The following is an 18,027-nucleotide window of genomic DNA, read 5'->3' on the forward strand; positions in this document are numbered from 1 at the left end:
CGCCTTCGTTCCCGTCAGACGCGCATCGGCATCAGCACGTAGAGCGCATCGTCGCCCGCCGTGTCGCGGATCAGCGTCGGCGAGCCGGCATCGGCAAGCAGGAAGATCGCTTCCTCGCCGGAAAGCTGGGCGGTGATGTCGAGCAGGTATTTGGCGTTGAAGCCGATTTCCATCGCATCCGTGTCGTAGCCGACGGCGACTTCCTCAGTCGCACTGCCGGAATCGGGATTGTTGACGGTCAGCATCAGCTGCCCCTCGGAAAGCGCCAGCTTCACGGCGCGTCCGCGCTCGGAGGAGATGGTCGAGACGCGGTCGACCGCCTGTGCGAAGGTCGTGCAGTCGACGCGCATTTCCTTGTCGTTGCCTGTGGGGATGACGCGCTGATAATCCGGGAAGGTGCCGTCGATCAGTTTCGAGGTCATGACGATCGAGCCGATCGTCAACCGGATCTTGGCGTCGGAGACCTCGACGGTCACCGTCGTTTCGGGATTGTCGACCAGCTTCTGCAGTTCGCCGACCGTCTTGCGCGGAATGATGATGCCGGGCATGCCCTCGGAGCCGGAGGGCGCATCGACATCGGCACGCGCCAGCCGGTGACCGTCGGTCGCAACCGCCCTGAGTTTCAGCTCGCCATTGCTCTCGATCGTGTGGAAGAAGATGCCGTTGAGATAATAACGCGTCTCTTCCGTCGAAATCGCGAACTGCGTGCGGTCGATCAGCATCTTCAGATCGGTCGCCTTCAGCTTGAAGGAATGTGTGAATGTGCCGGCTGTGAGATCAGGGAAGTCCGACTCCGGCAGGCACTGCAGCGAGAATTTCGAGCGGCCGGACTGCACGGTCATCGCGCCGCCATCGGTGCTGGTGGCAAGCAGCACTTCCGAGCCGTCGGGAAGCTTGCGCACGATATCGTAGAGAAGATGGGCGGGAACGGTAGTGGCGCCGGGCTGCTCGACGCTAGCAGGTGTCGCCTCGGTGATTTCGAGGTCGAGGTCGGTCGCCTTCATGTCGAGCTTCTGGCCGTCGGCCTTGAGCAGTACGTTGGACAGGATCGGGATCGTGTTGCGACGTTCGACCACGCGGTGGACGTGGTTCAGCGATTTCAACAGGTTTGACCGCTCAATAGTAATACGCATGGGATGCTACCGCTTTCGACCGTGACTGTCCGGGCGCGTCGAGCACCCGAAGAATGCTGTCCCGGCTTGAGGCCGGGGGAGTGGACGGGCAAAATGGCAGACTTCAGCATTGCTTTGCAAGAGGCATGGACGCCGGCACCCCTGCATTTGCGGTTTTCCAGAGCAATGCTCACAGAAATCCGAACCCTTGCCGAAGCGGTGCCGCTCGCCCATAAAGGCTTCGATGCCGGCGACGAGCCGGCGGGACGAAAGCAAATGGCATGAATGAGGAAACGACAGCGGACGCCGCCAGCCGGCGAAGCTTCCGCCTGCACAATGCAACGGTGCCGGCGCGGCCGCTGGAGCCGGCGCTCTATCTGGTCGCCACCCCCATCGGCAATCTCGGCGACATTACGCTGCGGGCGCTGGAAACGCTGGCCGGCGCCGATGTGCTCGCCTGCGAAGATACGCGCGTCACCCGCGTGCTGCTCGACCGCTACGGCATCCAGAACCGTCCCTTCGCCTATCATGAGCACAATGCCGACGAGGCCGGTCCAAGGTTGCTGCAGGCGCTCGAAGCCGGGCGTTCGGTGGCGCTGGTCTCCGACGCCGGCACGCCGCTGGTTTCCGATCCCGGTTACCGGCTGGCCCAACAGGCGATCGCGGCAGGTTACCGCGTCATTCCCATTCCCGGCGCCTCTGCGCCGCTCGCAGCCCTTGTCGGCTCCGGCCTGCCGAACGATGCCTTCCTTTTCGCAGGTTTCCTGCCGGCCAAGGACAAGGCCCGCCGCGACCGTCTCGGTGAATTAGCCGCGGCACCCGCGACGCTGATCTTCTTTGAATCGCCGCACCGCATCGGTGCAACGCTTCTGGCCGCCGCCGATGTGCTCGGGGCCACGCGGCCCGCCTCCGTCTGCCGCGAGCTGACCAAGACCTATGAGGAGTTCCGTCGCGGCACGCTTGCCGACCTCGCCGCCCATTATCAGCAAGTGGAAAACGTCAAGGGCGAGATCGTCCTCGTGATCGGTCCGCCGGCGCCGGTCGAGACTGATGAGGCCGATGTCGAAGCCATGCTGGCCGACCTGTCGAAGTCAATGCCGACGGCAGGCGCCGCCACCGAGGCCGCCCGCCTCACCGGCTTGCCGCGCAAGGTGCTCTACCAGCGCCTGCTGGAGATCAAGAACGCCGATGGGCGATAATGATCTCACCGCCATCAGGAGGAAGGCGCTGCGCCGGGGCCGCATGTCGGAATATGTCGCGGCCGCCTTCCTGATGCTGAAAGGCTACCGCATCCTGGCACTGCGCCACCGCACCCGGCTCGGCGAGATCGATATTATTGCCCGCAAGGGCGATCTCGCCGTCTTCGTCGAGGTCAAGGCCCGCAATGGCGAGGCCGCGGCGGTCGATGCCGTCTCTATCGCCGCGCAGAAGCGGATACGGGCGGCAAGCGATCTCTGGCTCGCCCGCCAGGCGGACCAGGCTCGCCTTTCCCAGCGCTATGATATCGTGGCGATCATGCCCGGCCGCCTGCCGCGGCACTTTCTGGATGCGTTTTAGCGCCTTTATGGTCCAATCCGTTTTCGAATCGTTAAACTTTTAGTTCCCGCGTGAACGAGGTTCTTACGACTCTCTGCTACCCCAAATCTCGGTAGGGATAACAATTGGGGATTGTTTCATGGCCTGGAAGCTGATGCTTGCAAGTGCGGTCGCCATGGCCGCGCGTTCCGCGCCTTATGCCGTGGCGAAGCCGGCCGGGAAATCCTTCGTCGCGCATGCGAGCGACCTCCTGCCATTGAAGCCGACGCCGATCAATCCGGACTGGATCGTCAGCGGCAATCCGCAGGCCCGCACGGCCGAACATTCGCGCGGCCATGACGAAGCGTCGCTGACGGCGATCTGGGATTGCACGGCGGGTGAATTCCGCTGGCGCTTCGGCTGGGACGAGACCGTGATGATCCTCGAAGGCGAGGTCCATATCACTGCCGAGGACGGCACCGAACGCACCTTGCGCGCCGGCGACGTCGCCTTTTTCGCCGGCGGAACCTGGGCGAGCTGGCGGGTCGACAATTACGTCCGCAAGGTCGCCTTCCTGCGCAAGCCCTTCCCGAAGCCCTTGGCGATCGCCTACCGCCTCCGCAACATGCTGCGCAACAGCGGCAACCAGGGCATCGCCGCCTGACGATCGATTTCGATGTTCGGACCCATGCGCTAATCGGGCTGAGGCGGGGCGGTTGTTTCGCCCTTCAAGATCTCGCAAGCGAATAGGATCGGATTGTCGAGCTCGGGCGCGGTTTGCTTGTTCAACAGAACAGCCACCGCCGCTGCGGCTATGTCTTGAATAGGCTGTTTCACTGTCGTCAGGCGTGGCGTTGTCATGCTTGCGAGCGGGATGCCGTCGAAGCCGAGGATCGAAAGGGCTGCAGGTATCGGGATTCCCAGATCATGCGCTGCCCGCATGCAGCCGATTGCCTGCTGGTCCGAACTTGCAAAGATCGCTGTCGGCCGCTCGTTTCGCGCGCGGGCCAGAAGATAATTTCCCGCGGAACGGCCGCTCTCGTAGTCGAAGGCCGCCTCGGCAATCAGCGGTGGTCCTGCCATTCGTGTGCCGTCTGCCTGCTCCCCCGCCTGCTCGATTGCATCGAGATAGCCCCTGAGGCGATCGTTGGCGGGGACGGAGTGGCTGGGCCCCGAAATGAAGCCGATGCGACGATGGCCGAGCTGCAAAAGATGCTCGACGCCAAGGCGAACGCCATTGCGGTGATCGGCGGCAATGCCGGAATACCCTGGCATAAGCCGGTCGACGACGACGATCGGCAAGCCCTTCGGCAGCTTGAGTGTGTGGAAATCATTGCTGGGAACCAGCATGATGCCGTCGACCTTACGGCTTGTCAGCTGTTTGATGCGGTCAGCCTCCTTGGCCGCATGATCAAACGACGTCATGACGATGATATTATAGCCGTGATTTGCCGCCGCTTGTTCCGCCGATTGGACAAGTTCCGCGAAGAAGGGATTGGTCAGATCCGGAATGACGATGCCGATGAGGCGGCTGACCTTGCCGCGCATGCTTCTCGCCGACGGGTCGGGCGTATAGCCGAGGTCTTTGATGATCGCTGTGACGCGCGCCCGCAATTCATTCGTCACCGAGGGATGATCATTCAAAATTCGCGAAACGGTCCCGGTGGAAACTCCCGCAAGCTTGGCAACCTCTCGAATCCCGACCTTTGACATAACGGAAACAGTGGCCCTTTCTCTGCGCCTTCGGAAGACACCGAAGGGCGCCTGACCGAAGCTTCCAGCTAATGGTCTTTACCGCCCTCGTCAAAGGGCTGCATCTCAATATTGACCGCCAGTCTCCATAGCATGAGTGTGGGCCAACGCTCAATGGAAACGGTTCATCACATAACCACCGATATGGGCCAAACATAGGAGCAAAGGCGGGTGTTTAGCTTCATTTCCACTGCTTGACAATTTTTAAGGGCGTGCTACCCAGATGTCGTTGGAAACGGTTCATTGCCGCAGGCAACTCAGGTGGAGCTGAGCCCAGGGCCGTTCGGAGGAAAAAATGTCCAATTCTATGAAGCGTGAATCCGTCTTGATCAATGCGCCGCGCCGTGCGGCATTGAAGCTCGGACTTGCCGGCACCTTGGTGCTTGCGCTGTCCTGCGGCGTGTCGCCCGCCTTTGCGGCCGGCAAGCCGAAGGTCGGCCTGATCATGAAATCCTTGTCCAATGAGTTCTTCAAGCAGATGAAGGCCGGCGCCGACAATTATGCGGCCGAGAACAAGGACAAGTTCGACTTCAAGGCCGTCGGCATGAAGGACGAGCGTGATTTCGCTTCCCAGGTCGATGCCGTCGAAAACTTCGTCACGCAGAAATACGATATCATCGTTGTCGCGCCGGCCGATTCAAAGGCCATGGCAACCCCGCTGGCAAAGGCGGTCAAGGCTGGCGTCAAGGTCATCAACATCGACGTGCCGCTCGATGCCGATGCGAAGAAGAAAGCCGGTATCGATCTCGCTTTCTTCGGGCCTGACAATAAGGGCGGGGCGACGCTTGCCGGCGATGCGCTTGCCAAGGATCTGGGACCCGGCGCCAAGGTCGTCATCCTCGAGGGTAACCCCGAGGCCGACAATGCCAAGGAGCGCAAGGAAGGCTTCATGGACTCCGTCAAGACGGGCAAGCTCGAGCTTCTCGACAGCAAGACGGCTCATTGGGAGACGGAAGAAGCCAATACCGTCATGACGAATTTCCTGACGAAATATAAGGATATTCAGGGCGTTATGGCAGCCAACGACTCGATGGCCCTCGGCGTCGTCAAGGCGCTCGATGCGACCGGCCAAAGCGGCAAGATCAAGGTTGTCGGCTTCGATAACATTCCGCCGGTCCAGCCGCTGATCAAGGATGGCAAGATGCTTGCCACCGTCGAACAGTATGGTGCGCAGATGGCGGTCCTCGGCATCCAGTATGGCATGCGTGAACTTGCCGGCGAGAAATTCACCGGCTGGGTCAAGACCGACATCAAGCTGGTCACCGCAGCGGATCTCAAATAGTCGAGATCGCCCGCATCGCGTGTCTGAAAAGACGCGCGGCAGTGTACCGGAAGCGCCGGCTGCGGCCGGCGCTCACCGCTAGCAACCGATTGACGCGTTGATCGCTTCAGGCGAGGCTCGCTTCCGAGCCCCTGGGATGCGTGCTGCGTGGAGTTCGAACAGAGCGTGCATGAGGTCGACGTGTCAGACGCAGCAGATGACGAGATTTTGAGGCTGGAAGGGATCGGCAAGCGCTTCCCGGGCGTCGTGGCGCTCAAGGATGTCTCCATGCGGATCGGCCGCGGTAAGGGGCACGTTCTTCTGGGCGAGAACGGTGCCGGAAAGTCGACCCTGATCAACCTGCTCGGCGGCGTTTTCAGGCCGGATGACGGTCACATCCTGTTTGACGGCAAGCCATACCATCCGGCCTCGCCGCTGGAGGCGTTCAAGGCGGGCATCCGGGTCATTCACCAGGAACTGCATCCGCTTTCTAATCTCACGGTGGCAGAAAACCTGCTGTTTGAGCATCTGCCGCGCCGATATGGCCTGGTGAACTATAAGGCGATGAACAGCAGAGCGGCGGAACTCCTGGAAGAGGTCGGCCTCGACGTGGCTCCGACGACACTGGCGAGCCGCCTCAGCGTTGCCCAGCTTCAATTGGTCGAGATCGCCAAGGCGCTTTGCTACGAAAGCAAGCTTCTCGTTCTCGACGAACCGACGGCAACCTTGACCTCCAAGGAGGTCGATCGCCTTTTTGAAATTCTCAAGCGCCTGAAGCGGCGTGGCGTGACCACGCTCTACATCTCTCACAGGCTGGAGGAGATCTTTGACGTCGGCGACGATGTGACGGTGCTGCGCGACGGCCAGCATGTGATCACGCGTCCGCTGGCAGGACTTGCTATTCCTGACATCGTCGAACTCATGGTCGGGCGGAAGCTTTCGGATCATGGCATTTTTCGCAGCGACAGCACCGTGTCCGGCGAGGCGCTCGGCATTTCCGCCCTGAAGGTGACGCGAAACAGTCCGGAATTGTCATTTTCCGTGGCTAAGGGGGAAATCGTCGGCATTGCCGGCCTTGTCGGCAGCGGCCGGACGGAGGCGGTTCGCGCCATATTCGGCGCCGACGCCAAAGCGGCCGGCGAAATTCGCGTGAATGGCGAGCCGGTTGAGATCCATTCGCCGAAGGACGCCGTTGCTGCCGGGCTCTGCCTGGCAACCGAAGACCGCAAGATGCAGGGCTTGATGCTCGATATGAGCTGCGCCGAAAATGCCACCATAACCGATCTCGCCAAGATCTCCCGCAACGGCTTGATCATGCGAAGGGCGCAGGATGATCATTCGCAGCGCCTCGTTCGCGAACTGCGCATCAAGACCCCGTCCATCCATCAGGCCGTCAGGACGTTTTCCGGCGGCAACCAGCAAAAGGTCGTCATTGCAAAATGGCTGTTCCGCGGTCCCAAAGTGCTGATTTTCGATGAGCCGACCCGTGGAATCGACGTCGGTGCAAAGGCCGAGATTTATGAGCTTCTGTGGAAGTTTGCGGCCGAGGGAAAAGGCGTTCTGGTCGTCTCTTCGGATCTGCCGGAGCTCATGGGCATTTGCCATCGCATCATCGTATTCTCCGACGGCAAGATATCGGGCGAAATAGTTCGGGAACAATTTGACGAGAGCAGGATCCTTTCGCTCGCCTACAAGGAGTACAGTCGTGTCCGCCAACATTGAAAAACAGACCGAGGCGAAAGAGGTGAGCGTCTGGGACAAGCTTATCCGGATCTCGCTGAAGGAGGCGGGCGTCGCCATTGCCCTCATTCTGATCCTGGCGTTTTTCTCGGCGACGGCGCCCTATTTCGCAACGCCGGAGAACTTCCTGAAGATCTTCGTGCAGATTGCCATCAACACCGTGCTTGCTGCGGGCATGACCTTCGTCATCCTCGTTGGCGGCATCGATCTCTCGGTCGGGTCGCTGCTTGCCCTTTGCACGGTGATCGGTGCGACGATCATGATCAATCCGGCGTTTTCGCCATGGCAGGCGATTGTTCTCGCATGTCTTGCGTCGATGGGCACGGGTGCTGCCCTTGGCGCTGTCAACGGGTGGATTTGTGAGAAGTGGAAGCTTCCTTCCTTTATCGTCACCCTTGGCATGCTGAACGTCGCGAGCGGCCTGGCGCGCGTGGTCAGCGACAATTCGACGATCACCGGTCTGCCTCAGCCTTTCGTCGATTTCGGCAACCTGATCTTCTGGGGCATATTTCCGTCGATCTTTCTGATTGCGATCGTTGTCGTCCTGATCGGCTGGTTCGTGCTGCGCTACACCGTCTTCGGGCGCTTCGTCTTCGCGATCGGCACCAATGAAGAGGCTGTCCGGCTGTCGGGGCATGAGCCCAAACGGTACAAGATTGCGGTCTTCACGATCTCAGGGCTGACGGCCGGCATTGCGGCCATGGTCTATCTGCTCCGTCTCAATGTCGGCAGCCCGGTTGCGGGCATCGGCTACGAGTTGAATGCGATCGCCGCCGTCATCATCGGCGGCACCAGCCTTTCGGGCGGCAAAGGCTCGATTGTCGGCACTCTGGTCGGCGCCTGCATTCTGCAGGTGCTGTCGACGGGATTGCAGCTCTTGGGCGCCGACGACAATATCAAGCCGATCGTCATCGGTGCCGTCATCGTGCTCGCCGTCATTCTCGATAGCTATCGCGGCCGTTTGATGCGGAAACTCGAAACGCGGTGAAAAGCAATTCCAGCAAAACTGCGCAGCGGTTTTGCGTCCGGAATTGCGCAAAAACAAAAATGCTCCAATGCCGAAGCCCTTGATTGGCCGTTGCGTTTGATATCTGGCCGACCTACATCTGTCCGGCATTCAGCGAGGGATGGAAATGGCCAAGATCACCAATGTAGCGGTCCAGATGGATCATGTCGCAAGCATCAATATCGCGGGTGATTCCACCTTCGCCATGAGCCTGGAAGCGCAGGCGCGCGGCTACAGGCTCTTCCATTACACGCCCGACCGCCTGAGCTTCCGCGACAACCGGCTCTATGCCAGCGTCGAGCCGATGGTGCTGCGCGACCTCAAGGGCGATCACTACGAGCTTGGCGCGCCGGAGCGCGTCGACCTCGCGACCATGGATGTCGTGCTGCTGCGCCAGGATCCGCCCTTCGATATGGCCTATATCACCGCGACGCATCTGCTCGAGCGCATCCACCCGAAGACGCTCGTCGTCAACGATCCGGCCTGGGTGCGCAATTCGCCGGAGAAGATCTTCGTCACCGAATTCTCCGATCTGATGCCGAAGACGCTGATCACCAAGGATGCCGCCGAGATCCGCCGCTTCCGCGACGAGATGGGCGATATTATCCTGAAGCCGCTTTACGGCAATGGCGGCGCCGGCGTCTTCCATTCGACCCGCGACGACCGCAACCTCTCTTCGCTGCTCGAAATGTTCGGCCAGCTTTTCCGCGAACCCTTCATCGCCCAGCAATATCTGCCCGACGTGCGCAAGGGCGACAAACGCATCATCCTGGTCGACGGCGAATTCGCCGGCGCCATCAACCGCGTGCCGGCCGAACACGACAGCCGCTCCAACATGCATGTCGGCGGCCGCGCCGAGGCGACCGAGCTGACGCCGCGCGAACAGGAAATCTGCGCCCGCATCGGCCCGGCGCTGAGGGAGCGCGGCTTCCTGCTCGTCGGCATCGATGTGATCGGCGATTACATGACCGAGATCAACGTCACGTCGCCCACAGGCATTCGCGAGGTGAAGAAGTTCGGCGGTGCCGATATAGCCGCCCTGCTTTGGGATGCGATCGAGCGCAAGCGCGGCTGAGGCAGCCGCCCATGACCGTTCTGGTCCCGCGACCGAGCGCAACCAAGGTCACAGCGGATGCCTGATTCTGTTCTTTTATTGTTCTTGTTTTATTCCAGTTTCCATGCCAGATTGCAACCGCTAGCCTTAATGCATGTCGCCCAAGGGGCCAGGACATGCATCGAATAAAGGCTGCAGGGCGGTATATAAAAGTTTGCGGCAAGGGGATGGGTTGATGGTCGCGCGTGTCAGTACGGTTGCATTTCAGGGTATCGAAGGTGTGCCGGTCGAGGTCCAGGTCATGGTCGCTCCCGGAAAGGTCGGGATGCAGATCGTCGGCCTGCCTGACAAGGCGGTTGCCGAAAGCCGCGAGCGCGTGCAGGCCGCCCTCCACGCCTCCGGCCTGGCGCTGCCGGCGAAGCGCGTGACGGTCAATCTGGCGCCTGCTGACCTGCCGAAAGAGGGCTCGCATTTCGATCTGCCGATCGCGCTTGCCCTGATGGCTGCCCTCGGCGCCATTCCCGCCGATGCGCTGTCCGATTTTGTCGTCGTCGGCGAACTCAATCTCGACGGCACGATCGCCGCCATATCAGGCGCGCTGCCGGCCGCGATCGGCGCCAATGCGCTCGGCAAGGGGCTGATCTGCCCCGCCGAAAGCGGCGCCGAAGCCGCCTGGGCAGGCGCCGACGTCGATATCCTTGCACCCCGCAGCCTGATTGCGCTTGCCAATCATTTCCGTGGCACGCAGGTCCTATCCAGGCCGGAGGCGTCGATCCGCGCCAATGCCGCAAACCTGCCGGATCTCGCCGAGATCAAGGGCCAGGAAAGCGCCAAGCGGGCGCTCGAGGTGGCGGCCGCCGGTGGCCATAATCTGCTCATGATGTAAACAACGGACCCTGCATTATTTAGTCCAATTCGTTGTGGTCAGGCCCCGACCCGCGAAATCTCTGAAGGTCTGAAAAGTCCGCCCAAAGAAGGACAGCCGCAGCCACAGGCTGTCGCGATGGAGTTCGAGTTCTAGGCGCTTGGAATTGAAATGCATTGTATTGCCCTTAGTTTAATACGACACGCCGCTCCCAGCGGGTGCCAAGCCTGCGTATGTGCTTCGCGGGAATCTGTCTAGTGAATATTCATCAAAGAAAACAATTACTTAGTTGCACATCTCCAACTATACTGACAGTGCAAACGATCTTCTGATGATCCGCAGTGGTCATAGAAGTCACCGGAGACCGCCAGAATCTTCCTCAGCGCGTTCGGCTGCCGCATGGGGAAAGCTTCAAGCCGCCTCGCTAACGCAGCCAGTAAGTCGCTGTGTGGCGCTGAGGTGGACTATGGTTTGACCGGGCCGGTCTCTGCTGCGGGTGGGGAAGGACGGCATACGAATACGCCGCCCATTGTCTTAAGGTTGATTACCGGGCGCTGCGGGGCATTCGCTCGGGATGACCGGAGATCATGAGGTTATAAGGCCCAGCGTCGGCAACGCGTTCCTGAAGGCCTGTATCGAAGCGGCTCTCGTCGGCGAGGTTCATTGCAACGCTCCTGGGAGTATGCTCGGGAACATCCCGCTTGATGAGACCGGCAACGACCTGTTCTTGTGTAAGCCTCATGCGGGCATCCTTCCGGTTGGGGTTTCATTTTGGTTCGGGAAATGATCGGGGGCCCGCTTAGCTAGTCTGCGGCGCTCGATGATCTTGTCGGAATATCCCGGGGGTGTGAGCCGCTCGATCTTGCGCCCGGTCTTCTGCTCCCACGCCTTGCGCAAAGACCACGTGTGGCGCGACTTCTCCTTGAAGCTCGCGTTTGCGCTTGGGGATGGTGGTAGCTGGCTCATAGGTATGCCGGCCTTGATGCATTCCAGCATCCAGTTGGGTTGCGTCCTCCGGTCCCTTGCGTCTTCTCCGGTGCGAATGTCTGCTCTCATGTCTTGATGGTCTTTCTCCAACTGGAAGAAGGCCCGGATTGCCCCGAGCCCTTGTTGAAATCGTTGCGGGTGGTGTGGATTACAGAGGCGAATACGCTACAGCCCCTGCGGCACAAGGGTTTCAGACCCTTCGTGTCGTCTGGTAGCGGCTAATTAGCCACTTTCTGTCTAAGTCGTTGAAATATAAGGGAGGGCGCTCAGAAGTCTAAGCGGATCACCGCAGCAGCCTTGGGCCACTCTTGTTTGCCCGTGACGGCCATGGACACCTCGGTAACCAGCGTAGCTGCCTCGATTAAGACCGCACGGGCCTTACGGTTATCCCGCATTGCTCGCATGCACGCCATGTATTCGCCGAGGGCCGCACGGGCTGACTTAGCGTATCCCTCGTCCATATCGGTCGCTTTGAAGGCTTGCCCGCCATCACTGTCGTCTTCGAGGCCGTTACCGTTCATCGCTGCGAAGATAGCCGGGAAGTCCGACTGCATCCACCTCGGCAACTGATGCCGCGAAACGATGCCGTTCAGGTCCTTCTCCATTTCTCTCGCGGACTTCACTGCATTGCCTCGACCCTTCCGGTGCTTCTTTGCTGTGACGTACGCCCGAAAGACGTTGCGCCGATCCAGCCGCGTTAGCTGCAAGCCATGTTTGCGATTGGCCTGCGCAGCCAGCCAAGGTATCTCCTCGGGTCCCGCTGGTATCACGACGACAGCGTCAATCTCGCTGAGGCCAATGCGTCGTGTGGCAGTGACCCGATGCCAACCATCCACCAGAATGAATCCTCGGGTTTCGTCGGTAGGATCGACCCTAGCGACTTTGACGGGGACGAACTTCTCTCCGCCTCGCATCAGTTCGGCATATTCACGGACAGTGCGGGAGCACATCTTCTCGCGTATTTGGTTGGCCGGCAGCAGCACCAACGCATCCAGAGAGACTGTGATCACTGCCTCGGTCAAAGAGGTTGTCTCGCTGCTGCAACGGCCAGCCCATCGTCTGCGCTGTCCCTGCGGTCGTCCTTGTCAACGGCAGCAAGTGCCGCTGTCATGATGTTTCGCTGAAGCTTGCGCCGTGCTTTGAGCGCCTGTTTCCTGTTACGTGGGCTGTAGGTGTTCATATGTCCTCATTGGTTGTCGATGGTTTCAGAGGTGGTCTGTGACCTTTGCTCAGGGTGGGTGATACCGATTCCGAGACACACGGTCTGGAATACTTGAGCGCAGCGACCTCTGGTCTCGCTGTTGCTGTGCAAGGAACTGCACAAGGCGCACCTCCAGCCAGTCCGATCCGTGAGGATCAGATCAGACCAGCGAGATGCTGCTTCTACAGTTCTTGATGCGGTCCGTGCTAGGGGTGGACCTATTCGCCCATGACCATGCTGGTGGACGACGTATTCACCCTTCCCGTGCTAGGGGGGCACCTATTGTCCACGGCCGTGCTCGGGGGTGGGTTATTCGGCTGTTGCCTGCTAGTCGGCAACCTATTCAACCATGGTCGTGCTAGGCTACAACCTATTCGACCGTGGGCGCACCGAGGGGGTGGGCCATTCGGCTGTTGCCTGCTAGGCGTCACCATATTCGAACAGTAGGATGCAATTCACCCATTGAACCTGAAGAAAGTTTGGTCAACATGTGTGGTTGATCGCGCGGCATACGCGCAATCAAAGGGGGCAGGGATGGAGGAGAATAGGTTTGCGAAGCTCGAAGCTAAGCATCGCCGCGCAGAGAGAAGGGCACGGCCAGTGCGAGAGAAAGTTGAAGAGGTGAAGGGGCGGCTCGGTTACGCCTTTATCGCGTTCGTCACCTTCTGTTTCATCTTCGGACCACTCGTCGGGCCACGGGCTCCGTAGGGTTCTGCTCGACGCTACCATGGTGGGCTTCCCCCCGAGAGGGTTGGCCCCAACCGCATCACGACCGGATGACACCAGCCACGGTAACCATGGTGGACCTAAGCGTTGGGACCACAGCTAGGGGTCAGCTTATTCATCAATTCTGCCATTGCAGGCAAATGAGGACCGTGACCCAGAGTTGCGCGAATCACTGCGGACTCCCATACCTGATCCCATGGGTCGCTTGACGACGTTTCTGGGGAGGGTGTGATGCATACGGCGATAGTGAAACTATGTGAGCAGCTTACGGCGCTCTCCGATAAAATGGTGTCGTTGAACAACAGTCCTGGGCGTGCGACCGAGGTTTGGGCATGGCACCTTCCTGCATTATCACCTGCACAGTTGGCATTAATGCCGATCGAGATAAGGGATAGCCTAGAGGCCGACAACCTAGATGAGCTGACGGAGAAGCAGCTCGACATCATCGGGGATGTGTCGAGCGTACTCGAAGGGACGATATTGCACATGGTCCCCAATATTTATGGATCACCGGCTGCTGGAATACCTGCTTACGTTATGACCATGAACTATGTTGCAAACGCTCTTGCACCGTTAGCCGGTTGGATGACGCCCACACCCTCTTCGCTGCCGGCGGCACTCGTCCGTAAGCTGTCACGTGTTGAGCGGGACCTGACTAACCTGATGCCAGACAAAGAGGAAATGGAGGTTCGGATCAAGACGATCCGCGAGGCCCACTATGCCGCGCAGGCGCTGCCTACAACCATGCAGGAGTTGAAAGAGACGCAGTCGAGCATTAGGCAGATTTCGTCATCAGCGTCTGAATATTTGGGAAAAATATCGACCGACCAAGAGAGATCATCGTCGGTTGTTGAGGAGATGGGGCGCAGTGCGGCTGAAGCCAGCAACCTTGCGGCGCAGGCGGCCGAGGCATATCGGGTTACGACGACAGTTGGGTTAGCGGCAGCATTTGAAGCTCGGGCGCGAACTCTGAATACAACAGTCTATGTTTGGGTCGGCGGTCTGGCGGTAGCCCTCGGCGGGCTGATGCTCGTGGGTTACTATCGGCTGACTGCTGTAAAGGAAACGCTTGCGATCACTCCATTTGATAGCTCACGCGTATGGGTGCAAGTCGTGCTTTCTCTGCTCAGTGTGGGTGCACCGCTTTGGTTTGCTTGGCTGTCCACGAAGCAAATTAGCCAGCGATTTAGGCTTGCTGAAGATTACGCTTTCAAGGCGGCTGTTTCCAAAGCGTATGAAGGGTACCGCCGCGAAGCCGTCAGAATCGATCCGAGCTTTGAAAAGGCTCTGTTTGCCTCTGCGTTGAGTAGACTAGATGAAGCACCTCTCCGGCTGGTCGAGATGAGCACACACGGCAGTCCGCTGCACGAGTTTGCTCAGTCCGCTGTTGGCGAACACATCCTCTCAGTTCTCAGCAATTTGCCGAAGCGGGTTAAGTCCGAGACCAAGGCGGCAGCCGAGTGACGATTTCGGCCTTTCTGCGGGACCAGCGTTGAGGTGGGGCAACACCATTGGTGGGGGGCACCCATCTTACCCTCGATGCTTCCGTGGTACCTTCCGCAACTCCTCCGCCTGTTCCCAAGATGCCACTTGCTGGGCGGCTTTGGCCGGGTCTGCTTTGATACGGATGATCGTCTGCCGCACCAGTCCGGTCTGTCGGGCGATTTCGCTATTGCTGGTGCCGAAACCTAGCAGGCGCAGAACTTCAGCGAGTTGTTCGCCATCGAATGTCGGCTTTCGACCAAGGAACTTCTCAGGTTCCCCGGCTTTCGCATGGGCAATCCCGGACCTCTGGGCATCCTTGGTGGCCTCAAGCTGCGCCTGCGCCATGCCGGCCATGAAGGTCATCATCGCGTCCCTGAGGGCCATTCCCATGGGATCGGTACGCGAGCCGTCGAACTCCATGTCATTGATGATGGTCTTGATGATCACGCCTTTACGCATGAAGTTTCGGATGGTGTCCGTCACATCGTTGTAGTCACGGCCAAGACGATCAACCCATCGGACAACCAAGGTGTCACCTCGGCGCAGTAGATCAAGCAGGCGTTTGCCCTGAGGTCTGTCCTTCAGCGACACACTGCCCGAAACACCATCGTCGGTGATCACCTCATCAAAGACGTAGCCACGAGCTTCTGCGGTTGTCCTCTGGTGGTCTACGGTCTGATCGGCTGTCGAAACGCGGGCATAAAGAACGGTCTGGGTCATTCACTGCATCCTGTCTGCAAGGGTTGTGTACGCAGACATGAACTGTCCGTAAGGAGATGTCAACCCCAGTGGACACCTCAAGCGGCCTAATTGAAGATGTACGCTGCCGTATGCCCTTATGAACATTCAAGCGCCGCCACCGCTGTGTTTGCTAATCCTGCCCAACAAGCCAAGACTTTATCCACGGAACAACATTGCTTTCGGTTATTCGTAATGCTTGCAGAAAATGCAACTTCAACTTATGGGAAGACAACTCGGGTAGGGGTGACAATCTTGATTGAGACCGCAGAAAGCATCGCCATTGAATCGCAAGAGGACGCTTGGGAAGTTCTACAGCGCTTGATGGATGGTAAGATAAACGTTGACGAAACCAGCATAAATTTTTCGCAGGCCAGTTGGGTAAATTTCCATTTGAATTACAAGGGAAGCGGCTTCAATCAGACGCTTACTCCTTCGGTCATGGCTGGTATTGTAGAGTACCAGCGCCACCTTTATCAGGTCATTGCGCTGCTGACCAAAGGTGACCCCAAAGTCTCTCGGTTGACGGACGACGAAAAAGACTCCTTCGAGCTTGTGTTCAAAGTGAGCGAGGGCAGTACGGATCTCTTTGCTAAAGCCCAAGAGATTATCGACGGTATCGGCGGGAAGGTGTTTGACAACATGACTTCGACCCATAAAATGATCTGTGTCATTGTTGTCGCGCTCTTGTTCTTCGGACACTACGGTTTCTCGACGTATCTCGAAAACAACCTAGAACTTAAAAAGATTGAGTCTCAGACCGACAGGGACAAACAGCTTACGGATATTATTCGGCAGCTCACCCCCGGAGCGGAAGAAAAAGCGAAGGTCTTGGAGAAAGCTACCCAGATGGCTCCGCAAGTGGAGGAGATCAGGGGAAAGGCGAATGAGGCGTACGAGGAAATTGTCCGAAGTGCCGGCAGCGTGGATAGTCTATCTGTGCAGGGCGTATCTGTAGGCTCGGAAACCATAACAGCTCTGACCCAGATAACCCGCCGACAGGCGAAAAAGATCACACTGAAAGGTCTATTCACAGTTTCTAACGTAGACACTAAAGTTGCCGGAGGATTCATGGTTCGCTTTGAGAAGGTCGGCGGCGACTTGGTAATCACTGCCAATCTTGCCGACGCACTTCTCGCGGAGCGATATAAGAAGGTTATCGAACGGGCAACGTTCAACAAGCGTGCCATCCGCGTCACCATTGCTGCTCGTCAAGTGGGCGATAGCTACCTTGACGCTCGCGTTTTGAAGGCCGCCACTCCAAGAAAGTAGATGGATGACGAGGGAAATGCATGGTTGATATGACGCTGGTCTCTGGCATCGCCGGGAGCCTGAAGACGGCCTTTGAAATTGGAAAGACTGTCAAAGAGATAAACGACATGTCTGCCGTTAAGGGCAAGGTCATTGAGATGCAGGACCTGATCCTCAGCGCCCAGTCCTCTGCGATGGCGGCACAGGCCCAACTCTATGAGGTTCTTCAAGAGAACGCAGAGCTAAAGCGCAAGGCGAACGCAGTCGATGAGTGGAACCGCACGACAGCACGGTATGCCCTTAAGGACTATGGTGGTGGCACGTTTGCCTATGAGCTGAGGCCAGATGCAGCGAACGGGGAGCCGATACACAGGCTTTGCCCTGCCTGCTTTGCGCAAGGCAAGATGTCGATCCTGCAGTTCCAAGGCGAGACAGCCTCTCATCAGCAGTTTTACAAATGTATGCCATGCGGCCAAGACTACTTCTTCGGCGTGGCGAATACATCTTCATGGCGCGAAAATAAACAGGACCGCGGGGTGTGGTGAGAAAGGTCCGACGGAACGGTCCCATGTCAAACGAGGGGTACCGTGAGGGGGTAAAGGGCCCTCAGCCATTTGAGATAATGCCGGCTGACAAATTTTCAGTATTTTCTATCCCGAAATATCCCAGCCCTCATAGCCGTACTCTTCCATTACCCCAGCCACCTCGCGATACCAGAGGGCCTTCGCAGTAAGCCAGCAGCTCAGGCCGGTGTCTGCCCATTCGTCGGCGACGTCTTGCCTCATGGCCTCCGAGGTGGCCTTGGCGAAGTCGTCCTTAATGTGCTCGACGATCTCTCTGACCTTGGGCTGCACCTCGGTCTCCCTATAGAACGCCTTAGCGGCCAGACGGGCTTCTCGCTGCTCTGGGGTCTCGTTGGCGTAGTACTCGGCCCACCGCGCCTTTGCGCTCGCTGACCACTTGGCCTTCTGCGCTGCTGTAGGCGCGGGGCGGACGTAGTTCGTGCTGTAAGCTCTCTGCCGCGCCTTACGCTCTTCTGCGGTCAACCGTGGTTTCGGTGGCCCCTTCTGTGCGTGGTAACGGGCAAGCTGATCGGCACGAAACTTTGCAAGCCATTCCTGATCCTGCTTCCTGCGGTCATAGTATCTCGTCTGTGCCGCGTTCGCCGCCGCCCTACGCTCCTCAGCCGTGGCGTATAGTTTGCGGGGTGCCTTGCCGGCTGCTTCCTGCTTCTTGCGGTATGCCTTCCGATTGATTGCCCGCCTCTGTTCGCGGAGTTGCACTTCGGTCATGCCGCCTCGTATCGTGTCAGTCATCGTTCTCCTTGAGGTTGG

Annotated in this window: 17 protein-coding genes and 1 pseudogene; 11 read left to right on the top strand and 7 right to left on the bottom strand. The window is 58.9% G+C overall.

Translation table 11 applies throughout. The annotated features are described in order from the left end of the window. Positions 1 to 14 precede the first annotated feature (14 nt). Entirely contained in the window at positions 15 to 1,133 is a 1,119-nt protein-coding gene (gene dnaN, locus ACD590_RS24055; protein WP_018244437.1) for a DNA polymerase III subunit beta, read from the bottom strand. A 260-nt stretch (positions 1,134 to 1,393) separates the two neighbouring features. Here dnaN and rsmI point away from each other — a divergent pair, with 260 nt between their 5' ends. The 3 genes from rsmI (at position 1,394) to ACD590_RS24070 (ending at position 3,291) form a co-directional block, all read left to right on the top strand. Then, on the top strand, positions 1,394 to 2,311 hold the full coding sequence (rsmI, locus tag ACD590_RS24060; protein WP_280817780.1) for a 16S rRNA (cytidine(1402)-2'-O)-methyltransferase: 918 nt from the start codon (positions 1,394 to 1,396) through the stop codon (positions 2,309 to 2,311). After that, on the top strand, positions 2,301 to 2,669 hold the full coding sequence (locus tag ACD590_RS24065; protein WP_028731724.1) for a YraN family protein: 369 nt from the start codon (positions 2,301 to 2,303) through the stop codon (positions 2,667 to 2,669). The genes rsmI and ACD590_RS24065 overlap by 11 nt, the downstream gene beginning before the upstream one ends. Before the next feature lie 118 nt (positions 2,670 to 2,787). Next, on the top strand, positions 2,788 to 3,291 hold the full coding sequence (locus ACD590_RS24070; protein ID WP_018244441.1) for a cupin domain-containing protein: 504 nt from the start codon (positions 2,788 to 2,790) through the stop codon (positions 3,289 to 3,291). 29 nt (positions 3,292 to 3,320) lie between these two features. Here the strand turns inward: ACD590_RS24070 and ACD590_RS24075 are convergent, their stop codons facing one another. Continuing rightward, positions 3,321 to 4,340: a LacI family DNA-binding transcriptional regulator gene (locus ACD590_RS24075; protein ID WP_439003469.1), complete on the bottom strand. Its 1,020-nt coding sequence runs from the start codon at positions 4,338 to 4,340 to the stop codon at positions 3,321 to 3,323. Between the two features lie 334 nt (positions 4,341 to 4,674). Here ACD590_RS24075 and ACD590_RS24080 point away from each other — a divergent pair, with 334 nt between their 5' ends. From ACD590_RS24080 to ACD590_RS24100, 5 genes and pseudogenes are all read left to right on the top strand, one after another. Continuing rightward, positions 4,675 to 5,661 carry a sugar ABC transporter substrate-binding protein gene (locus tag ACD590_RS24080; protein WP_439003470.1) on the top strand — a complete coding sequence of 329 codons (987 nt, stop codon included), beginning with the start codon at positions 4,675 to 4,677 and terminating at the stop codon, positions 5,659 to 5,661. 180 nt (positions 5,662 to 5,841) lie between these two features. Further along, a complete protein-coding gene (locus tag ACD590_RS24085) occupies positions 5,842 to 7,362 on the top strand; it encodes a sugar ABC transporter ATP-binding protein (RefSeq protein WP_439003471.1) in 1,521 nt (506 codons plus the stop codon). After that, positions 7,346 to 8,368, top strand: coding sequence for an ABC transporter permease (locus tag ACD590_RS24090; RefSeq protein WP_018447874.1), 1,023 nt, complete (start codon positions 7,346 to 7,348; stop codon positions 8,366 to 8,368). Before ACD590_RS24085 ends, ACD590_RS24090 begins: the two co-directional genes overlap by 17 nt. A gap of 145 nt (positions 8,369 to 8,513) precedes the next feature. After that, the gene (gene gshB, locus ACD590_RS24095) at positions 8,514 to 9,461 is read left to right on the top strand and encodes a glutathione synthase (protein WP_047617347.1); all 948 of its coding nucleotides are present in this window, start codon (positions 8,514 to 8,516) and stop codon (positions 9,459 to 9,461) included. Positions 9,462 to 9,675: 214 nt separating this feature from the next. After that, positions 9,676 to 10,323 (top strand): annotated as a pseudogene (locus ACD590_RS24100) (magnesium chelatase domain-containing protein); the annotation flags it as partial. Positions 10,324 to 10,849: 526 nt separating this feature from the next. Here the strand turns inward: ACD590_RS24100 and ACD590_RS24105 are convergent. The 3 genes from ACD590_RS24105 to ACD590_RS24115 all read right to left on the bottom strand — a co-directional run bounded on the left by ACD590_RS24105 (position 10,850) and on the right by ACD590_RS24115 (position 12,472). After that, the gene (locus tag ACD590_RS24105) at positions 10,850 to 11,047 is read right to left on the bottom strand and encodes a hypothetical protein (RefSeq protein WP_439003472.1); all 198 of its coding nucleotides are present in this window, start codon (positions 11,045 to 11,047) and stop codon (positions 10,850 to 10,852) included. Positions 11,048 to 11,558: 511 nt separating this feature from the next. After that, positions 11,559 to 12,314: a hypothetical protein gene (locus ACD590_RS24110; protein ID WP_439003473.1), complete on the bottom strand. Its 756-nt coding sequence runs from the start codon at positions 12,312 to 12,314 to the stop codon at positions 11,559 to 11,561. Further along, the gene (locus tag ACD590_RS24115; protein WP_439003474.1) at positions 12,311 to 12,472 is read right to left on the bottom strand and encodes a hypothetical protein; all 162 of its coding nucleotides are present in this window, start codon (positions 12,470 to 12,472) and stop codon (positions 12,311 to 12,313) included. The genes ACD590_RS24110 and ACD590_RS24115 overlap by 4 nt, the downstream gene beginning before the upstream one ends. Positions 12,473 to 13,450: 978 nt before the next feature. On the opposite strand from ACD590_RS24115, the gene ACD590_RS24120 reads away from it, so the two are divergent. After that, positions 13,451 to 14,683 carry a hypothetical protein gene (locus ACD590_RS24120; protein ID WP_439003475.1) on the top strand — a complete coding sequence of 411 codons (1,233 nt, stop codon included), beginning with the start codon at positions 13,451 to 13,453 and terminating at the stop codon, positions 14,681 to 14,683. A 66-nt stretch (positions 14,684 to 14,749) separates the two neighbouring features. Here ACD590_RS24120 and ACD590_RS24125 read toward each other — a convergent pair whose 3' ends face one another. Then, the gene (locus ACD590_RS24125) at positions 14,750 to 15,424 is read right to left on the bottom strand and encodes a recombinase family protein (protein WP_439003476.1); all 675 of its coding nucleotides are present in this window, start codon (positions 15,422 to 15,424) and stop codon (positions 14,750 to 14,752) included. Positions 15,425 to 15,514: 90 nt separating this feature from the next. Here ACD590_RS24125 and ACD590_RS24130 point away from each other — a divergent pair, with 90 nt between their 5' ends. Both ACD590_RS24130 and ACD590_RS24135 read left to right on the top strand, forming a co-directional pair. Beyond that, a complete protein-coding gene (locus tag ACD590_RS24130) occupies positions 15,515 to 16,714 on the top strand; it encodes a hypothetical protein (RefSeq protein ID WP_439003477.1) in 1,200 nt (399 codons plus the stop codon). 20 nt (positions 16,715 to 16,734) lie between these two features. Next, a complete protein-coding gene (locus ACD590_RS24135) occupies positions 16,735 to 17,238 on the top strand; it encodes a hypothetical protein (RefSeq protein ID WP_439003478.1) in 504 nt (167 codons plus the stop codon). A gap of 105 nt (positions 17,239 to 17,343) precedes the next feature. Here ACD590_RS24135 and ACD590_RS24140 read toward each other — a convergent pair whose 3' ends face one another. Then, positions 17,344 to 17,985, bottom strand: coding sequence for a hypothetical protein (locus ACD590_RS24140; RefSeq protein WP_439003479.1), 642 nt, complete (start codon positions 17,983 to 17,985; stop codon positions 17,344 to 17,346). Positions 17,986 to 18,027 lie beyond the last annotated feature (42 nt).

Source organism: Rhizobium sp. 862_C5_N1_2 (assembly GCF_051811205.1).
GTDB lineage: Bacteria > Pseudomonadota > Alphaproteobacteria > Rhizobiales > Rhizobiaceae > Rhizobium > Rhizobium leguminosarum.

What these genes read in the sequence shown, in the direction of transcription:
- ACD590_RS24125 (WP_439003476.1), bottom strand. Translation starts at nt 15,424, where the DNA reads ATGACCCAGACCGTTCTTTATGCCCGCGTTTCGACAGCCGATCAGACC.
- dnaN (WP_018244437.1), bottom strand. Translation starts at nt 1,133, where the DNA reads ATGCGTATTACTATTGAGCGGTCAAACCTGTTGAAATCGCTGAACCAC.
- ACD590_RS24080 (WP_439003470.1), top strand. Translation starts at nt 4,675, where the DNA reads ATGTCCAATTCTATGAAGCGTGAATCCGTCTTGATCAATGCGCCGCGC.
- ACD590_RS24140 (WP_439003479.1), bottom strand. Translation starts at nt 17,985, where the DNA reads ATGACCGAAGTGCAACTCCGCGAACAGAGGCGGGCAATCAATCGGAAG.
- ACD590_RS24105 (WP_439003472.1), bottom strand. Translation starts at nt 11,047, where the DNA reads ATGAGGCTTACACAAGAACAGGTCGTTGCCGGTCTCATCAAGCGGGAT.
- rsmI (WP_280817780.1), top strand. Translation starts at nt 1,394, where the DNA reads ATGAATGAGGAAACGACAGCGGACGCCGCCAGCCGGCGAAGCTTCCGC.
- ACD590_RS24135 (WP_439003478.1), top strand. Translation starts at nt 16,735, where the DNA reads ATGGTTGATATGACGCTGGTCTCTGGCATCGCCGGGAGCCTGAAGACG.
- ACD590_RS24065 (WP_028731724.1), top strand. Translation starts at nt 2,301, where the DNA reads ATGGGCGATAATGATCTCACCGCCATCAGGAGGAAGGCGCTGCGCCGG.
- ACD590_RS24070 (WP_018244441.1), top strand. Translation starts at nt 2,788, where the DNA reads ATGGCCTGGAAGCTGATGCTTGCAAGTGCGGTCGCCATGGCCGCGCGT.
- gshB (WP_047617347.1), top strand. Translation starts at nt 8,514, where the DNA reads ATGGCCAAGATCACCAATGTAGCGGTCCAGATGGATCATGTCGCAAGC.
- ACD590_RS24120 (WP_439003475.1), top strand. Translation starts at nt 13,451, where the DNA reads ATGCATACGGCGATAGTGAAACTATGTGAGCAGCTTACGGCGCTCTCC.
- ACD590_RS24075 (WP_439003469.1), bottom strand. Translation starts at nt 4,340, where the DNA reads ATGTCAAAGGTCGGGATTCGAGAGGTTGCCAAGCTTGCGGGAGTTTCC.
- ACD590_RS24115 (WP_439003474.1), bottom strand. Translation starts at nt 12,472, where the DNA reads ATGAACACCTACAGCCCACGTAACAGGAAACAGGCGCTCAAAGCACGG.